General features: G+C 34.0%; 15 protein-coding genes. 4 read left to right on the forward strand and 11 right to left on the reverse strand.

Annotation, left to right across the window (positions count from 1 at the left end):
* Window positions 1-368: 368 nt before the first annotated feature.
* The 4 genes from EQG68_RS13680 to EQG68_RS13695 all read left to right on the forward strand — a co-directional run bounded on the left by EQG68_RS13680 (window position 369) and on the right by EQG68_RS13695 (window position 7,181).
* The gene (locus tag EQG68_RS13680) at window positions 369-1,781 is read left to right on the forward strand and encodes a serine hydrolase domain-containing protein (protein WP_129465447.1); all 1,413 of its coding nucleotides are present in this window, start codon (window positions 369-371) and stop codon (window positions 1,779-1,781) included.
* 165 nt (window positions 1,782-1,946) lie between these two features.
* Window positions 1,947-2,714, forward strand: coding sequence for an abortive infection system antitoxin AbiGi family protein (locus EQG68_RS13685; protein ID WP_129465448.1), 768 nt, complete (start codon window positions 1,947-1,949; stop codon window positions 2,712-2,714).
* A 383-nt stretch (window positions 2,715-3,097) separates the two neighbouring features.
* On the forward strand, window positions 3,098-6,808 hold the full coding sequence (locus tag EQG68_RS13690; protein WP_164975465.1) for a transglutaminase-like domain-containing protein: 3,711 nt from the start codon (window positions 3,098-3,100) through the stop codon (window positions 6,806-6,808).
* A gap of 16 nt (window positions 6,809-6,824) precedes the next feature.
* Window positions 6,825-7,181 carry a bleomycin resistance protein gene (locus EQG68_RS13695; protein ID WP_129465450.1) on the forward strand — a complete coding sequence of 119 codons (357 nt, stop codon included), beginning with the start codon at window positions 6,825-6,827 and terminating at the stop codon, window positions 7,179-7,181.
* Window positions 7,182-7,346: 165 nt separating this feature from the next.
* On the opposite strand, the gene EQG68_RS13700 is transcribed toward EQG68_RS13695, so the two are convergent.
* From EQG68_RS13700 to EQG68_RS13750, 11 genes are all read right to left on the reverse strand, one after another.
* Window positions 7,347-8,093, reverse strand: a complete 747-nt coding sequence (locus tag EQG68_RS13700; RefSeq protein WP_317125527.1) for a maleate cis-trans isomerase family protein — start codon at window positions 8,091-8,093, stop codon at window positions 7,347-7,349.
* Window positions 8,094-8,171: 78 nt separating this feature from the next.
* On the reverse strand, window positions 8,172-9,080 hold the full coding sequence (locus tag EQG68_RS13705) for a fumarylacetoacetate hydrolase family protein (RefSeq protein ID WP_129465451.1): 909 nt from the start codon (window positions 9,078-9,080) through the stop codon (window positions 8,172-8,174).
* Window positions 9,081-9,114: 34 nt separating this feature from the next.
* Window positions 9,115-10,227 carry a cupin domain-containing protein gene (locus EQG68_RS13710; protein ID WP_187347467.1) on the reverse strand — a complete coding sequence of 371 codons (1,113 nt, stop codon included), beginning with the start codon at window positions 10,225-10,227 and terminating at the stop codon, window positions 9,115-9,117.
* A gap of 104 nt (window positions 10,228-10,331) precedes the next feature.
* Window positions 10,332-11,747, reverse strand: coding sequence for an MBOAT family O-acyltransferase (locus EQG68_RS13715; RefSeq protein ID WP_129465453.1), 1,416 nt, complete (start codon window positions 11,745-11,747; stop codon window positions 10,332-10,334).
* Window positions 11,748-11,749: 2 nt separating this feature from the next.
* On the reverse strand, window positions 11,750-12,790 hold the full coding sequence (locus EQG68_RS13720; protein ID WP_129465454.1) for a hypothetical protein: 1,041 nt from the start codon (window positions 12,788-12,790) through the stop codon (window positions 11,750-11,752).
* A 23-nt stretch (window positions 12,791-12,813) separates the two neighbouring features.
* Window positions 12,814-14,073, reverse strand: a complete 1,260-nt coding sequence (locus EQG68_RS13725) for a DUF418 domain-containing protein (protein WP_129465455.1) — start codon at window positions 14,071-14,073, stop codon at window positions 12,814-12,816.
* Between the two features lie 47 nt (window positions 14,074-14,120).
* Window positions 14,121-15,170, reverse strand: a complete 1,050-nt coding sequence (locus EQG68_RS13730; protein WP_129465456.1) for a proline iminopeptidase-family hydrolase — start codon at window positions 15,168-15,170, stop codon at window positions 14,121-14,123.
* Window positions 15,171-15,272: 102 nt separating this feature from the next.
* A complete protein-coding gene (locus EQG68_RS13735) occupies window positions 15,273-16,202 on the reverse strand; it encodes an NAD-dependent epimerase/dehydratase family protein (protein ID WP_129465457.1) in 930 nt (309 codons plus the stop codon).
* A 63-nt stretch (window positions 16,203-16,265) separates the two neighbouring features.
* Window positions 16,266-16,775, reverse strand: coding sequence for a nuclear transport factor 2 family protein (locus EQG68_RS13740; RefSeq protein ID WP_129465458.1), 510 nt, complete (start codon window positions 16,773-16,775; stop codon window positions 16,266-16,268).
* Between the two features lie 115 nt (window positions 16,776-16,890).
* Complete coding sequence (locus tag EQG68_RS13745; protein ID WP_129465459.1) at window positions 16,891-17,613, reverse strand: hypothetical protein; 723 nt, start codon at window positions 17,611-17,613, stop codon at window positions 16,891-16,893.
* Between the two features lie 163 nt (window positions 17,614-17,776).
* Window positions 17,777-19,660, reverse strand: coding sequence for a tetratricopeptide repeat-containing sensor histidine kinase (locus EQG68_RS13750; RefSeq protein ID WP_129465460.1), 1,884 nt, complete (start codon window positions 19,658-19,660; stop codon window positions 17,777-17,779).
* Between the last annotated feature and the right edge of the window lies 1 nt (window position 19,661).

Raw genomic sequence — 19,661 nt, forward strand, 5'->3', positions numbered from 1 at the left:
TTACTTCCTTCAAAATTTTCGAACAAAAAGGGGTTTGGTTCGGGTCACGTTCGGGATTTGTTCGAACCGTGTTCGGAAAAAGGGGTCGTTTTCCGAACAAATACGGAAGCTGTATCGAACAAATGTGGAACAAAACCCGAAAAAAGGGTCTTATTTTGTGTTTTTTTGTAGTAGTAATATTATTATTAAACATTAAGAAGTTAAGTGGTTTTAAGATTCAGTAAGGCCTCCAAATGAGCTTAGAAGGTTGTATTACAGAACAAAATCATCAGAAAAAACTTGATTAAAAATTAAAAAGCGATAAAAAAGTTGTATATATTTGATGATATTTACTAGTTATGCCACATTTAAAAACAGAACGCAGATAAATGAAAAGAACAATATTATTCTTAATCATAATATTCTCAGTTTATAACAAAGTAAACGCTCAAGAAAATCAGAATTCAAATAAGTTTATAGAGAAAACTTTATCAAACGAAATAGAGAAATTGAGGGAAGAAACAGGGATTCCTTCAATTTCAATCGCAGTAATAAAAAATGGCAATTTAGCTTGGGCAAAATCGTTTGGGTATTCAAACTTAAAACTTCAAACACCAACAACAACTTGTACAATCTATTCAACAGGCTCAACAGCTAAACCATTTTTAGCAGTTTCAATTTTACAACTTGTGGAGAAAGGAATTTTAGATTTAGATAAACCTGTAAATGATTATCTTTCCGACCCAATTCCCTCATTTTCAAAAATTTCTAAACCAATCACACTTCGACATTTATTATCACATCAGTCAGGCATTCCCGCTTCCGCTGATTTTGTACCTTTATGGGGGAATGACCATAGGAAAACGATAAAAGAAATAGTCTCAAGCGTTAAACCTATCAGAGAACCTGAAAAACTTTACGAGTACTCTAATGATGGTTTCGTAGTTGCTGCTTTGGTTTTAGAAGAACAAACAGGAATGAGTTATGGAAATTATGTAAACACCTATATTTTAAATCCTCTTGGTTTGTCTAACATCAACTTTACTCGACCTTCAGCAGAAATGGTAGAAGAAATGGCTCTTCCATATAAACTTGTGTATAATAAAGCATTACCGATAGAACAACTCTATTCGCAACCTTTCCCTGCTGGCGGATTAACCTACATATCGCCTTCCCAAATGTCAAAGTTTTTGATTGCTCTTTTAAATGATGGAGTTTACGAACGGAAAAAAATACTTGACCCAAATTCTATTCTCAAATTAAAGGAAACCAGTTTCGGCCACGAATATTATGGTTTAGGAATTGGTGTCGTAACAAAAAATAATAAAAAATATTGGTTTCATAGCGGACTTCAAGAAGGCTATACTGCATCGTTCAAGTTAAATATTGACACAAAAAGTGGAGTCTATTTAATGGCAAACACAATGGCTGAACCACAGTTATCCGCTTTAACTGAATTAGCAATGGATTTGTTAGATGGAAAACGAAACGTTGAATCTATTCCTTCGTTTGCAACCAAAGAATATGAAGAAATTAGATTGACTGAAAAAGAGTTAAACAAGTTTGTTGGCACCTATAAAATAGAAGGTACAGAATTTAGTTTAATCATTGAAAAAAATGCAGAAAAACTCTATTTGTTAAACCCTTCCAATTTGAAATTTGAGATTATACCCTATGGAGAAAACAAATTTTATCTTAAAACAGAAGAAGAACATATAGAATTTAAAACTTCCGAAAATGGAGTTGAACAAATGAAATTATACTCAAACGGTCAAGTAATATCGGCTAACAAAATAGATTAAAAACGTGGCATAACAGCGTGTATAAGAAATAGCGGGTTCAGTGCTAAATCAAAGGTCAGTGCTTTTAATAAAAGTCAGTGCCAAACTGAAAGTGAAGTACTTTTTAATCCGCTACTTCTCATACACGCAAACCGTTGTGCATAATTTAAGAAAAAACAGATTTTAATGAGTAATATCAGTTCAAATAGTTTATTTCATTTTACACCGAAAAAAGAATACTTGATAAGTATTTTACAGCAGACTTTTGTTCCTAGATATTGTTTCGAGGAAATTAAGTTAAGTGACGAACTTGAAAGACCTGGATTTGAATCTGCTATTCCAATGGTCTGTTTTTGTGACATATCGTTGAGTCAAATGGCAAATCATATCAAGATGTATGGAGGTTATGGATTAGGAATGACAAAAGAATGGGGAATTAGAAAAAAACTAAATCCAATAATTTATGTTAATCCGAATTCAAACATTTCAGAATCTGTAAGTCAAATGGCAGAAAATATCTATCAAGCTTTGGATAAACATTGTAGCGAAATAACCGGGAATATTTTTGATGAATATATGAACTTGTTAAACTTCCTCAAGCCATATGATGGAGATTTTAAACGAGGTAATAAAACTCATAAAAAAGTTAGGTTTTATAATGAACGTGAATGGAGATATGTTCCTAAAATCGAATTTGACTCTGAAGTAAAAAACAATCTGACCAAAGAAGAATTCTTAAATCCGACAATTCTCGAAAATGAGAACAAAAAATTATTTGAATATAGATTAGGGTTTAAACCAAGTGATATAAAATACATTTTTGTAAAAAATGAAAATGAAATACATCCTATGATGGAGGAATTGCGAAATATTAAATCTAGGTTCAGCCGTAAAGAAATAGATATTTTGACATCAAAAATTATAACTACTGAACAAATAAAAGAAGACTTTTAAAAAACTATGCAAAACATCAATAACCCTTCCACACCCCTCCAATACATAATCTTATAAAAATAATAAAAAAACAACCTCGTTTTTCCCGAATTTTCCGGTCTTTTAAGCGGGGTTTGATTTTGAATTGAAGTTGAAGTTGTTCAAAAAAAGAAGAATTAAAAACGTTCGTTTCGGCTTCAAAAAAGTGGTTTTTAAAAATGTTTACAGTTGCAATTTTTTCAATGGTTTTTTATATATATTTGAGACAATGAAGCTTTTTAAAATAGTTTAAGTGATTCATTTTAAAGATTGTCTTTGTTTAAACCCAACATATTTTAACTAATTATTTGATATTTATGGTTTTACATGGTAAAAAACTAGTGCTTTTCTTTTGTTTGTTTTTTATGCAATATTCTTTTGCACAATCCAATGAAGAAAAAGTTTGGGATTTGTTGTTGCAAAATCAACGTGCTGAAGCAAGAAAGCTCTATGACAAATCATTTAAAAATTCAGATAAAAAATCGTTGGAAGTTTTTTTATTGGGTGAAATTATTGATGAAGAAAATGGAAAAATTGATTTTCAAGAGGAGTTTGTTACTCAATTTTCAAAATATGAAGACAGTAAGTATTATTTAACCCCCTTGATTAAAAAACCATTTTTGATTGATGATATTCTCGATGTAGGGTTTAATAACACAACCTATGCCAAGTTGGATATGTTGGCCTCTAATACTTTGTATGAAAAAAATCCGATGATCATTTATTATAAAGCCGTTGCTGATCGTAATCGCAGGAACTTTGATGGCTATTTGAACGGAATTAAAAAACTTAATTCATTAATGAATTGGCAACTTTGTGGCGTTTTTGAAAATTTGAATGACAGTGGAATTGATATTGAATATGAACCCGAATTTTATCCTAAAAACGACAAACTTTTTGACGGAAACAGCAATGGTCAATTAGGGTGGTATAACCCGGCCATTCCCATCAATGAAGGCTATCAAATTTTTTCCAATGAACAAGAATATGGCAACGGAATTATGTATTCGCAACTGTTTGCTGACAATCCGGAAAATCAAACGGTGGTATTTAATTTTGGTATGAGCGGTTCACTTAAACTTTTTATAAATGATATTGAAGTTTATGTGAATACAATTAATAAAATGTCAGACTTAAACGCATACCAAGTAAAGGTAACCTTGCCAAAAGGTATGAATCGTATTTTGGTTAAGTCGTCCATCCAATCCGGAAGTTACTTCTTTTTATCGTTAACAAACGAACAACAACAAAACATTGAAAACATCACATATCATAATACGTATAAACCGTATAACACATCGACGCTGTCCTCCTTGGCTGTTGAAGAATTAACTCCGGATTATGAACTGTATTTTGCTCAAAAAATAAAAGAAAATCCCAACCATGTATTCTATCAATTGATGCTGTTTGATGCCTATATGCACAATAAAAAGGTAGAGTTAGCCGAAGACATTATTCATGATCTTGATACAAAATACCCCAATTGTTCACTCATCAAAACGCGTTTGGTAAAGCTTTACAGTTTTAAAGAGGAAGGGGCAAAAGTGAACGAAATCATTAAAAACATTGAACGCAATGATGCTGATTATTATTACAACATTGCTGTTAAAGCCGCTGATAATAATTGGTTGACTTCCGTAAATATAACAGAGTTAGAAAGTTACAGAGATAAAGCGAAAAAATTAATCTCACCCCTTTTTTATGAGTTATACAGTATTTTGATTAATGCACGGAACTCTAAGATTGATGAAATGGTAAAAAATATTGATGCCATTTTAAGCATGTCTAACTACAGAGAATTTTATATCGTAAAATTTTCTCCCTTTTATGATACGTTAGAAAATGACAAACAAAAAACGATTGATTTGCTCGAAGAGTTAGTCAGTAAGCGAGATAACTTTATGGCTGTTTCTAAACTAGTTGATTATTATTATGCAGCCAATAGAAAAGAGGATGTTAAGAAACTTTTATATGAACGAAGAACAAATGTTCCTTACTTTACTTCGATTATCATGGATTATATCAATGTGCTAATTGATGAAAAAAATTATAGCGAAGCCATGAAGGAAATCGATTTGGCATTGGCACTTTATCCGTATTCCTTTCTTTTATTAGAGAAAAAAGGAATTGTTTATCATTATATGAACAACGAAAAAGAAGCAGAAAAATACATTAGAAAGTCATTGGAACACAATGCTGAGAATGGCACTTTGCGAAAACAACTTTATGATATTAAAAAAATAAAAGATGAGATTGAAGAAATTGATGTCAAAGATAAATACGGACTCATCCGGGAGCGAAGAAACTCGGCACTAAAAAGTGATTATGGCGTAGTAACACTATTTGATCAATATATTGTTAATATTTTTCCGGAAGGAGGCATGAAATCCAAAGTAGTTCTGATTTATGAAATCACCTCGGAGAATGGGATTGATGAACTGAAAGAATACAGCCTCAACACGTATGGAGTGAATTTTATTAAAACGGAAATAGTAAAGTCCGATGGGTCTGTAGTTCCGGCTGAAAGAGGGAGTGGTGTGCTGGTTTTTTCAAACCTTAAAGTGGGCGATGTGGTTCATATAGACTATGAGGTTTACAGTAATTCAACCGGACGCTTTTACAAAGATTTCAACATTGATTGTTATTTTACGAGTGTCTATCCTTCTGTAGAAACAATTTTTACAATTATTAACCCCTCCGATGTTACGTATCAATATAAACTATTTAATGGTGATATTAAACCGCTTGTAAAAAAATCAAATAACAAAGTATACACCACGTGGAGAAGATCAAATGTGGAGGCAATTCCACTTCTTGAATCTTTTTCGAAACCGTATAATGATTTAACAAATACAATTCAGGTTAGCTCAATTAAATCGTGGAAAGAGATTGCTAATTGGTATGCTGATTTGGTTAAAAAAACACTTCGTACCGATAAAGTTACCCGAGCTACATTTGATAAGCTCTTTCCAAATGGCGTTCAATCCATGAGTCAAGAACAAATTGCCCGCAAAATCTATCAATACATTTGTGATAATATTAAATACAGTTCGCTTGATTTTAGACAAAGTGGTTATGTACCTCAGAAGCCCTCAAAAACCATCACAACACAGTTAGGTGATTGCAAAGATGTGTCAACGTTATTTGTTGCCTTATCTGAATTAGCCGGAATACAATCGAACTTGGTCTTAGTTTCAACCAATGACAATAGCAATAGCGGAATGGCTCTTCCTTCAAAAAACTTTAATCATTGTATTGTAAAAACATCGTTGGATGGCAAAGACTATTTTTTGGAGCTGACCAATAAATATTTGCCTTTTAATTCATTACCGGTTTCCTTGTATAAAGCCAATGTATTAGTTGTTTCGTTTGATAAATCAGTAAACGAAACGGCTACAATTACTCAAATTTCTTTTGAAAACACGATTAAAAATTACATTGAAACCAATTTAGATGTTTTTGTTACCGATGCAAAAATCAATTATGCTTTAGACTCTAAAATAAGTGGTTCAATTCAAACGTATTACAGTGAGATGTTTGACAATTCAACAACAGAAGAGGTAAGAAAAAAAGAATTGGAAGAACAATTTCAGTCATTGATGAAAAAGACGATTACGCTAGATTCTTCCTCTTTAAAAAAGCATGATTCCAATGATGAATTCATTAATTTTTCCATGCAGTTTCAATTGAATGAAAAACTAAAAAATGTAGGTAACCTAAAATTAATCGATATTCCTTTTATCTATAATGTATATTCCCGCAATGTGATTTCGTCAGAGAGTAGAAATTACGACATACATTACATTACGTATGAGGATAGTTTTTCCTATTTGAATACAATAACTTTTCACTTGGCTGATGGGAAAAAATTTACGGATATACCGGAGAATTTTTCAGCTAGTTTCAAAAACCATTCTTATTTATTGAGCTTTGAATTGGTTGAACCCGGAAAATTAAAAGTAACGCGAAAAGTTAACTCACCTTGGGATGATATTGTAGTGAAAGACTATCCTGAATATAAAAAATATGTAGAAGAAGTTTTAACGGCAGAAGAACAAGTTTTAGGATTTAAATAATTTTTAATGAAATAGGATGTTAATTAGTGTTCACCCCAAATTACCCATGCGTAACAAATTGGTTACCCATCAATACTACGTGGATAAACTAGGCTTTAAAGTTTTAGGTTCTGCAGAATATCCTGCCTATTTGATGCTAGAGAAAGAAAACATCGAGCTTCATTTTTTTCTCTTCCCGGAACTTGTTCCCGAGGAAAATTATGGTCAAGTTTATATTCGAGTAAACCGCATTGACGACTTTTATCAAACCTTGTTGGATAACAAAGTCAGGATACATCCCAATGGATTTTTAGAAAATAAACCATGGGGACAACGCGAGTTTTCACTGTTGGATCCGGATAATAATTTATTGACTTTTGGGGAAATTATTTAACCAGCAATAGAATTTGTTAATTACTTTTTTTCAGTTTTATTAGGATGATAAATACAATCATCAAAAGCGGAATAGAAAACACAAAGTTCAAGCCAAACCGTTTGACCATGGCAATTCCCAAAAGAATAAACAATGTAAAAGCAATTTTATATTTCAGGTGTTTAATCAATACTTTCCACTCAATAATTCCCCGCCAATGGTTGATTTGGCTTCAATGCCTAACTTTTTCATCATTTCATAGGTTGTGCAAACCGCAGCGGAGGTCACCGGTATACCACATTCGGCTTGAATCAAATCAATCGCTTCCAACGAAGGCATTTGCACACAAGCCGATGCCACTAATACATCAACATCGGTTAAATCCAATTGTTTATAGATTTCCAATAAATTCATCGGGTTTTGAGCCGCTACTTCTAAATTATCGGGTATTTCCAAGGCAATACTTTCTTTTACTTTAATACCTTGGTGCTCAATATAATCCACCACTTTATCAGTGAGTGGTCGCATGTAAGGTGTAATGATTGAAATTTGTTTTGCCCCTAATACTTTCAAGCCGTTAATCAAAGCTCCGGCAGAAGTTACAATAGGAGTAGGGAAGTCGTTGGCAATGGTTTCCTGATGCAAATTCACTTCCGATACGCAGTGATAACCGCGACCCATACTCATGATGGCTACTAAACAAGCATAGCCCATCACATCTACATGAGCATCCGACAATTCTTGAGCACATTTCAAACTCATGGCATCCATGGCTTCCAATTCTTCTTTGGTCACTTTTTTCATTCGCATACGGCTGGAATGAAAGGTGAATCGTTCCGGTAAAATGGTTTCCCTGGCTCTGAAAATGGCAGGAATTTCCGTTTCCATGGTGATGTTGGAGGAGGGGACGATTTGGCCTATTTTATATTTCATTTTAGCATAATTTTTTGGGAACACAGATTTGAGAAATTATAATAATTGTAAAAATTTCTTAAATCTGTGTTCAGAAATTTATATTCCCTTGATGGTATTAATTATCGTTCCAATTCCCTCCACAGTCGCTTCCACCACATCGCCATCCCATAGCCATTCTTGCGGATTACGACCGGCACCTACACCGGCAGGAGTTCCGGTAGCCATAATGTCGCCGGGTTCAAGGGTGAATACTGTGCTCAAGTCTTCAATCAAGTCATTGATGTTGAAAAGCATAAATTTAGTATTGGAATTTTGCTTTTCCACGCCATTTACTTTTAACGATAAATTCAAGTTGTGTGGATTTGGAATTTCGTCTTTCGTGACCAAATACGGTCCCATTGGGGCAAAAGTGTCTTGTCCTTTGGAAACGATCCATTGGCCTTCACGACGGCAATCTCTCGCAGAAATGTCGTTGATTACGGTATAACCAAACACATAATCCAAGGCATTTTCTTTTGGTACATACTTACCATATTCACCAATCACGACAGCCAATTCTACTTCCCAATCCAATTGTTGGGTCAGTTTTGGGTTTAAAAGGATATTGGTATTGGTTCCGGTAACCGTTGTAGGCGGTTTTGAAAAAATGATTGGTTTTTGAGGAAGTTTTCCTGTTGTATCAAGTGTTCTTGCACTTTCGGCAACATGTTCCGTATAATTTAAACCGATCCCGATAATGTTTTTTCTTGGTCGTTGAATAGGAGCTAAAATTTCCACTTCGTCCAACGAATAACCAATTTGTTCAAAGTCGATTTCACGGGTTTCTTTGATCATTTCGGTAATTTCTTCGATGATTTCGAATCCTAAATCGATTAAATCCAACATATCAATTGGAAGAGGAAAATTGGATATTTCTCCAAAATCTTCCATGTCGATGATGAGGTTGTGGTGCAAAAAGCCTAAGCGAGGTTCGGTATTTTTTGTTTTGTAGGTGAGTAGTTTCATATTTTTTCACTCAAAGTTGCAAAGACGCAAACTTTTATTTAGTTATTAATTGATTTCCATTATTTTCCATTAATTCTCTTTCTTGGTACAATCCCAATCCTTCAATCACAGGCAAATCATTAAAAGCAAACAAACAGGCATCTTCTGTTTCTGATAGGTTGTGATGTTCGTGCCAAGCCCAAGAGGGAATGCAAAAAATATCACGTTCCTTCCAATCAAAACGTTGGCCATTGATGATGGAATAGCCTTTTCCTTTGGCACATTGATAGACGAAAGAGCCGGTATGTTTATGGGCTTTTCCTTTGAATCCGGGTGGTAGCAATTGCATCGAAGCTCCCATGGTTTGCATCACATGACCTCCGGTTAACGGATTGGAATACTTCATGAAAATTCCATCAAAAGGATTCGATTCATTGACTTTTTGTGCTTCCAACAAAGCCGGATAGACTTTCGACCACGAATATTTAAAGAGGGGAGAATAGGGTTTATCCCAAGTTTTATCCGCCGGTATCAAACCTGCACAACCATAGGTTATTGGGGAATAATTCAAAGGAGCAACTAAATCTTGTTTGCCATCTAAGACTGCATAATCATTGGCTTCCAAGGCATTCACCAAAGGAATATCGAGTCCGTCTTGCCAAATACAGGTTTTTCCACCTTCTTCCACACCGTGTTCGTGCCAAGTGGAATTGGGGGTAATGACAAAATCATTCACTTCCAACATGATTTTATTACCATCTACCACCGTGTATCCTTTTTCGCCTTCCATGATGAAACGAAGAGCGGAGGCACGATGCCGATGTGCGGAGGTAAACTCACCCGGACGGGTGACTTGAATTCCGGTATATAGCCATCCCACTGCGGCAGCGACGTCTTTTCTTTTATCATTCACCAAATACACCACACGGCGTCCGGCTTGTTCCGGTGTTACGAGTTCAGAAGATTTCAGTACCAATTCACGTAAATCGTCATATTTCCATAGCATCGGGACAGAATTCGCTCGTGGTTCCCAAGGTTCAATGTCGTTGGCCACTGTCCATAGTGCACCGGCACCTAAGTTTTCTAATTCTTTATAGTACGCTTTTAATTCGTCGGAATCTTGTACTCTGGCACGACCATATTGGTCGTCGGAATGGTTTTCGTTCATGATAAAATTTCAAAGTAATGTGGTAAATTTACAATATTTCTTTGAATTTTTCAACGGCGGTTTTATACTTTGGGATGTTAAAATCTTAAATTAATTGTTTGATTTTAAAATTGAAAATAAATAAATTGTTCGCCACTTCCCTGAGCAATTACAATCAAGAAAATCATGGCTGCCCAAACAATTGAAAAGAGCCAATTTGGAATTGATTCAGAAACCATTTTTACAGTATGTTTTCGCATATAAAAATGAGTCAAGAATAGTATTCCAACCAGAATAAATACTTTTACTAAATCAAAATATTCTAAAACCATCACGCCTTCAGGATGCAAAAACAACATAGATTCAATCATATATTTTGCTGTGCTGAATTCTCTCGCTCTAAAAAACACCCACGTAAAATTGACCAATGTGAATGTTAAAAATGCTAAGAAAATTCCATTCCACTTAGTTGTTTTGATGTTGATTTTTTTTCTGAATAGCTTTTCAATAACTAAATAGAAACCATGCAAAGCCCCCCAGACTACAAATGTCCAAGCAGCTCCGTGCCACAAACCGCCAACTAACATAGTTACCATTAAAGCAACATACATACGCGTCATTCCAAATTGATTTCCGCCCATTGGAATATATACATAATCGCGAAGCCAAGTGGAAAGAGTGATGTGCCAACGACGCCAAAAATCGGTAAAACCAATGGCACCATACGGATATAAAAAGTTGTGTGGAAGCACGAATCCGAGCATCATTGCAATGCCAATTGCACATGTGGAATACCCTGCAAAATCAAAGAATATTTGACCTGAAAATGCTAAAGTCCCTGCCCAAGCATCCCAGAAGTTGGTGGCTTCTTTTGAGCCAAAAACTGTGTCTGCAGCATCTGATAAAAGTGTGTCGGCTAATACTACTTTTTGAAAAAGTCCCAATGTCAATAAAAATAAACCCCAAATGAATTGATTGACTGTAGCTTTTTTTTCTTCGTAAAATTGTTCGATTAATTCACCTGCTCTTACGATTGGTCCTGCCACTAATTGGGGGAAGAATGTAACATACAACGCAAAATCTAAAAATGTTTTTGCCGGTTTAGTTTTCCGATTATACATATCTAAAGTGTAGGACATTGTTTGAAAAGTATAAAATGAAATTCCCATTGGTAAAATAATATCCATGGGTTGAGCTTGGTATTCAATTCCAATAGAATTCATTAAAAAGGTAAAGTTTTCCAATAAGAAGTTCCCGTATTTAAAGAAACCTAAAAAACCCAGATTTACAAACATACTCAGAAAGAGCCAACCATTTCTTTTACGTTGATTTTCTTCAACAAATAATTTATTTGCAGCAACCCAATCGACTAAGGTTGAAAGCCATAGAAGAATAATTAATGGTGGATTCCATAACCCATAGAACACATAACTAGTAAATAGCAACATTCTTTTTCTATTACTCCAGTTTAAAAGATTGGAATAATAAATAGCTATTACTATTACCAAAAAAACCATAAAACTTAGTGAATTAAATAACATAATTAGTTGGTTTTAGTGTTAGTAATTACTTTATCATTCAATAAAATCTTAATCAATCTTTCAGTGAAAATAGTAGCATCAGGTCCTGATAAATGAGACCATTCTGGTAGTTCAAATCCGCTTAATTCTTCGTAATCTGAGTAGTAATAAGCAGGAGCATTGGCTTTTTTGACCAATACATCCCAAAAATCCTTTCGTGGCAAACCTTTGCTTTCCAAATCATGAAAAAATCCTGTTGAAGGTAAACGTAATAAGATTACTTTTCCACCACGAGATTTCAACTTTTCTAAGTCTTTTAGAAAAAATTCGATAGTTCCGTCTTTATCGGGTGGAGGAAAATCCCCAGCCATCATACCTTTCCAAACGGCTTTTATTGAATTGGCAAAGGCGGTATCGGTCACCATTTGATCTTTCATACGAACATTTCTGTTGATGTCGATGTCTTGGAAACGTCTGAAAGGAGGGAAGTCAGAGTATTTTGTTCTTCCAGAGAATTTAATAGTTCTTAGTAACGCTTTTAAATTTATATCATCATACCATTCCTCATCATCGTTAGAAATAAAGGCAAACGTTTTTTGCAATGGAACTGATAAACTATAATTTAACTGTTGAGCGTAAGTCCGCTCTTTATAAAATTTAGATCGTGATGCCGCTCTCTTCCATGGAGATGCTTCGGGAAAAGTGGTTGAAAAAAATAATCCGGGTGTAACTCCAACTACAACAGTTCCGTTAAAATCTGAATTTTCTACAATGTCATGAAAAACAGGTAGTGGTGAAGCTCCAGCATTGGCCAATTGAATTGGTTTAATACCGGTTTGTTTTTCCCATTGATCTAATTGAATGTCAAACAAAACGCGTGAGGAACCCACAAGAACAACTTCGTTGGAAGTAGCATTTTCTACTTTTGTACGGTTTTTTGCCCAAAGATATTTGTCGTCGTCCAAATCTGGAAAATAGCCTTTAGAACGCCAGTAAAGTTCCCAAGCAACTATTGCCAAGAAACTTAAGATGATTGTGATTAGCAAACTCTTTTTAAGATTCATATTTTATAAGTTTTAGTTAGGTATTATTTAAATGCTATCTGAGTCAAACGCATTGGCTGTATTTTTCTATAAGTTAATGAACGCCAAACCCATTCGGCGGGACCATACTGAAAATAACGCAACCAGATTGTGCTGAAAATAATCTGAATAATAAATACCATAATTCCAAAAAGTGTTAAATAAAGCGGTCCCACTTTTCCCATCATTTCTAATCCAGCTCCAAGAAAAACAAAATTACCAATGAGTGAATGTGAGATATAATTAGTAAATGCCATTCTACCAACCGGAGAAACAATTTGAAGAATTTTGTGACCTAATTTTGTTTGAAAGCCAAACATTAGCAAACCAACGTAAGTCAAAGCCAATGGAACTACACCTAAAGCATAATAAATCGTTAATTTTAAACCACTTGGTTGCAAATTGTAATATTCGCCTCTTACAGAAGAAGACATATAAGATGCTAATAAATAATTGAATGGAATACCAATTAGAATCCCAAGAATGATTATTGTAATAACTGTTTTCCTATGCTGTTTTAACTTTTTATAAAAATCAGAACGACCAATTACGTAGCCAATTAGAAACATTCCGATTACTTTTGAGATTCGGCTCACGTAAATCAAATAGCCATATCTGTAGAAAACTCCGGCTATATTTGACTTCAGCTGATCTAACCAAGAACCTTCATGCATGAGGGCTCTGTATTTTTCGTTGGACATTTCTCCAAAGAAAAAGTGTGTTACTTGATCACCCATATCAAAAAGAAATATGGCAGGAAAATTAAGTATTGGAAAATACATTTTTACGGCATACAAAAGAATAGGAGAAAGGAGTAATGTTGAGCCGATAATAAGAAGCGTTTTATTTGTAAACTTCAATAAGGGTAATATAATGAAACCCAACAATGCATAGAAAAAAACGATATCACCAGACCAGATTAATAAATGTATTCCACCTAACAAAAGCATGAAAAATAATCGTCTTTTTATTAAAGGAATAGTATCTGTTCCTTTTTCAATGCCTCTTTTTAATTGAAAAGCAATTCCCCAACCAAAAAGCAGACTAAAAATAGAATAGAACTTTCCTTCTATAAATAAATACTGAAGAAACCGAACGGTACCATCCCAACTTTCCATTATCCATGGGCTAATAACTTTAGCACTCTCATTATAAAAACTAAGATGAGCCAAATTGGCAATAAAAATTCCAAGTATGGCAAAGCCACGAAGAGCATCCATGAAGGTTTCCCTTTCACTATTTTGAGTTGGTTGGGTTGTTATCATTAAAAGTTGAATTTGGTTTAGCTAATTTTCAAAAGTTGACTTTAGTTTTATTTAAAACTTCCGTCGTTCACATCTTTGATAAACTTGATTAAACCATTGAAATATGTTTTTTGATCATCATATTGTGAACAATGACTTCCATTGGTTAATAAAAAATGACCGTTTTGGACTTCAGTACTCATCCATTCCATGTATTTAGGATCCATCGTATCGTATTTGGCTCCTATCATCAGAGTTGGCGTTTTGATTTCTTTTAAGCGTTGCGAAACATCCCAATCTTTCAAAGTGGCATTTTTGGTCATGCCAAATTCACTGTATCCTTGCATGTAGATATAAATGTTTGGGTTCAAATGTTTGAAAGCACGATTAATCGATTCTGGCCATTCGTTTAGTGGCATTCTTAAAACATGTTCGGTGTAATAATTGTTCATGACCAATTCTGCATAACGAGGATTAGTGAAATCTTCTTTGGCTTCTAAATCCATGATTTCTTTCAAAACTTCAGGATTCATTTGAGGAGCTAAAACTTCTTTGGCATATTTTTCATATTCTGGTGCACTAGCTACCATGTTTGAAATAATCAGACCTTTTAAATTATCTTGGTATTTTAAAGCATATTCCATGGCTAACATTCCACCCCAAGATTGTCCAAGTAGATAGAAATTGTCTTTGTTTAAATTCAATGCTTTTCTAACTTGTTCAACTTCTTCCACAAAATGTTCGGTTGTCCAAAGGGTTGAATCATTTGGTTTGTCACTATAATACGAATCCAATTGGTCATAATAAATGTATTCGATTTCTTCATTGGGGAAGAAACCATCAAAACATTCGAAGAATTCGTGTGTTCCACCCGGTCCTCCATGGAGTAATAAAACTTTCATTTTTGGATTATTTCCCATACGTTTTGTCCAAACATTGAATGTTCCTTTTGGAGTGGAAATCGGAATCATTTTGATGCCACCTGTAAATTGATCGTCACTCGAAGAGTAATCAAAATAACTTGATTTTGAAGTTGACTCTTCTGATAAGTTTTGTTTTTGATTACAGCCTAAAAGTAATACGGCAGTGAAGAGTAGGAGGTATTTTGTAATTTCCATTTTTGTAAAATTAATTGATTGATTACTATAAATATAGACAATTTATTTGTTTGAAGTATTATTTTTAAATTCAGTTTTCAAATGAAGCAATTAATCTTAGATTTATTTTGCTAAGGTTTCCAAAACCGGTCTGAAAGACACATTTAAATCTTTTAAAGCTAAATCGTTTTTATAAATTATTTCCGGGGAAGATTTAGGTTTACGATCGTTCAACATTTCGTGAACATCAGAAACTTTATAGGTTTCGCTCGATAAAAGATAATTTTTACCATGCAGGTGGTAGGTTGTTGCCAGTTTGAAGGTAGCTTGAGCGACATCATTTACATCTACAATTGAAAATGGCACATCATGATCATACAATGTCTGGATAAATTCATCAGGTGCAATTTTGTTTTTAATTAGAAATTGTAATCCTGTTGACGTGGAATCCAATCGGTCCGACATTGATTTTCCCATCACCATGACAGGGGAAACAGAACTGATTTCGAAGGAGAGAGTTGGATTGTTATCTATAAATTGTTCCACTACCTGATTAGCAATAAACTTGGCTTGAGCATAAGGATGACTTGATTCGCTTGTAAACTTTTGACTAGTTTCGTCATAGGTATCCGTAAAACTTTTTCCGTCTGCCGGTAAAGGAAAATTAGTATTCCAAGCTGCAACAGATGCAATTAGAACTACTTTTTTTACACTTGGGGTTTGTTTGATGACTTCCAAAAAGTTTTCTGTCCCTTTGATAGTGGGCGTGAAGAGTTCCTTTTCAGGATCAGTAATTGTCAGTTGAAAGGGAGTTCCACTGTGTATCACAATATCACATTCGCTAACAAACTCTTTTAATTGAGCTTTGTTTTCTACATTAAGTTCTTCGATGTATAAATGATCGGTGTTATTCAAATTCATCAAATGCCGGTATTTTTCTTCTTTTGAAATATCGGTTGTAGAAACTTTGACTTCAAATCCATTGTCTAAAAATTGTTTGGTGATATAGCTACCTATGAAACCTGAACCACCGATAATGCCCACTTTTTTCATTTTTTTATAGTTTAAAAAAACCTGCAAAGCTTTTGAGTTCGTTGCAGGTTTCTGAATTAATAATTATTCTGTTGCTTGCTCCATTTCTGGTTCAGGCTTTTCTGCTTGTTTAAGCATATCGGTTACAATTTCAGAATTATTCCAATAACCATATTCTTCCACAATTTTTCCATCCACAAAACGTGCGGTGTTGTGAAAAGGAATTTCATATACTTTATTGGTCGTTTTTATGGTTCCTTTCCATAATCCCCAAAAATTCACCCACGTTTCTCCTTTATCAGTGACAACCATTTCATATTCTTCTTTTTCAACTACATAAGAAAACATGGCCGCATCCTCTTTATTTTTTTCTAAAGCCTGTGCTACGGTTATTGCTTTTTCTTTAGTTACATTGTTGCAAATTTTTGCTGTATCGGCATAAGGGGCTGCAAAATTTTCCCAATCTTGATTTTTGTAAACCTCAATTGATTTTTTATACGTATCAATTTCAGGTGATTGTTGGGTATACCGTTGTTTTTCTTGACAGGATGCCAAAACAACTAATCCTATAACGACTAATACTATTTTTTTCATAATTATATTATTTTAAGATGAATTATTTTGTTACACACTCAATAACTTGTTTTCAATTCAATTTCGAAATGGAAAATGTTTACAATGTTTATATGAAGCGTGTTAAATTAAATTGTTATTTGCTCATTTCTTTGTTAAGTATATAAGTATAACCCCATGAAGCATCTAATGAATTTCTAAAATCATTACGCATTTGCTCCGCTTTTTTCACACCAAGTTTATTTTCCATCACTTTCCAAACACCCTCCTTTTCAATATCCAGTTCTGCTAAATTTTTATATGAAGTTGACACCATATAATCAGGTGCGTCTTCGGCACCACCCATAAACGAATACCATGAACCTCTAATATCTCCTTCTACAGCTTTTAGTGTGTTATGAACATCTTTAACGGTAGCATTGAAAAGAGTAGAATTTTTTACTCTAAAGTAGGTTACCCAAACTACAGTGCGATCCGGAGTTACTTTTTTAGTGCTCATTTCCGGCATAGTAGAGGCCAAATGATACACATTTTTTTCGATGTGCGGCATAATCATATTGATAACAATGTCTCTACACGCTTTGCCGGCTTCATCATCTTTGTCAAACTCTGTCCAGTTTTTAACCATTCCTGTTAAAACATAAACAGTTCCTTCTCCTTGCAATCTTGACCAAAGATTCCAAGAATCTGTTCCATTGTTTTTTTCATAACATTCTTTATACATTTTTACACCTGCCTTGAATTGTTCATTATGACCTTGTTTGATCGTTAATTCAGACATTGTTAAAATTTGACTTTCTGTAACCTGTGCTACTGCTAAAAATGGTACTAGCAGAACTAAAAAGAATAATTTTTTCATGATTAATTAGATTTAAATTAGTATAAATTCAAGACTAAGTAAATTCTAATTAATTGATTATGAAATGATTTTAGGACGAAAAGGGCAGAATAATGTCCGAAGGTGGTGTTTTGTTTATCGGAATACGTCAATTGGTTATTGTGGCAATGAATCAATTGGAAGATTAGGCGGCTTTTCTTAGTTTGAAATCAAAAATATGGGTTGTTCCGTTTTCTGATTCTTCTTTCATCGTGCCGTTTAATTGTTGTGTAAGAAGGGAAACCAATTGTGTTCCGAAACCGGTACCATGGGTCATACCGGATTTTCCAATACCATTATCAGTAACAACTAAATGAAGGTATTGGTCATTTTGCTTTTCTAATTTGATGGTAATGGTTCCTTTGTTATCCGCCGGAAATGCATATTTAATCGTGTTGGTCAGCAATTCATTGATAATTAAACCTAAGGGAACGGCTGTATCAATGTCTAAATCAAGTTTTTCCATGGCTAAATTCAAGGTCACTTTATTTTCAGCCCCAAAACTATCAAGTATATTTTCTGTAAGATTTAAAAAGTAATCTTTCATTTCAATGGAACCTAAATTTGTTCCTTGATATAGTTTTTGGTGAACGATGCTTATGGAATTTACCCTATTTTGTCCTTCTGTCATCGCTTCTTTGGTGTTTGGATCATCAATTTGTGCCGATTGCAAAGCAAGTAAACTGGAAACAATTTCCAAATTATTTTTCACTCGATGGTGGATTTCTTTCATCAGCAATTCGTTTTCTGCATTTTTTTGAGCTAATAAACGGTTGCTTTTGCTACGGTTTCGATAACTGATGAAAGCAAAAATCAATAATCCTACAAGCAATCCAACAACGATAATTCCCAAATATTGTACTACCTTTTGTTGGTCTATTTTGGCTTCTTGAAACGCTATGGTTTCCTCTTTTTTCTCGGTTTCATATTTGGTCAGTAATTCTGACATTTTAGCATCGCTTTCAATGGAACCTATACTGTCTCTCAAATCATACGCTTTTTGTTTATAGGCTAAAGCCGATTCAAAATCATTGAGTTTCGAATAAATTGTACTTGTATGGTGATAATTCTCAATTAAATTACTGTAATCATTATTTGCCTCTTGCAATTGAATTGTTTCTAATTGGTATTTAAGAGCTTCTTTATAATTTCCTAAAAGCAAGTTTACCTCACCTAAATTTGCGGTTACGGTATTCATTGCATTTGGGTAGTTTGCTTTTTTAGCTATTGCTAAACAAGAAGAATAATACTTAATTGCTTCTTCGTATCTACCTAATCGTTTGAGAGCGTTCCCCTGACTGTTTGCTATATCTGCCATATATATCTGACCAAAATTCTGTTCTTCGGCAATAGCAGCTGCTTTAGTAAAGTAATCTAATGACAAAAGATATTCATTCATAGCAATGGCAACGTCGCCGGCGTTATTGTAAACAAAATAAAACTCAGAAGTTAAGTTGTTTTTTTCAGCCATGTCAATTGCTTTCTTTGCATACACCAAGGCTTCCTCTAATCTGTTTTGATTGGTTAAATCATTTGAAATTCGCGTCAACGCATCGCAAATTCCTGCTTTGTCATCAATGCTTTCCATGAGTTTGAGAGCATAAATATCTTTTTGCATCGCTTTTTCATATTCACCATACTTTTTTAAAACCCAAGCCATTTTGAATGCCGTTGAAGCTTGCCCACGTTTATTATCAATGGCTTTGTAACCTTTCATGGCCTTATTAAAAAACAAATTGGCAGAGTCTAATTGCAATAAATTTGCGTGCATTCTGCCTTCCATTTCATAAAATTGAGGTTGCCAGTTTTTATCGTTTAGTTGATCGGCGAGTTGGACTCCTTTCTTGGCTAATATCAAGGCTTGTTTCATATCATTACCAAAAACAGTATTGACCATTTCGGAAATAATTTCTAATTTTTTGGTTTGGTTTTTTTCTGAATTGAGTTTCAATTCCAATTCAGCTAGAGTGGCTTGTTGACTATAAATTATGAGAGGAAAGAAGAGAATAATAAGTAGTTTTAATTTCATA

The organism is Flavobacterium piscinae (assembly GCF_004122145.1).
Taxonomy (GTDB): domain Bacteria; phylum Bacteroidota; class Bacteroidia; order Flavobacteriales; family Flavobacteriaceae; genus Flavobacterium; species Flavobacterium piscinae.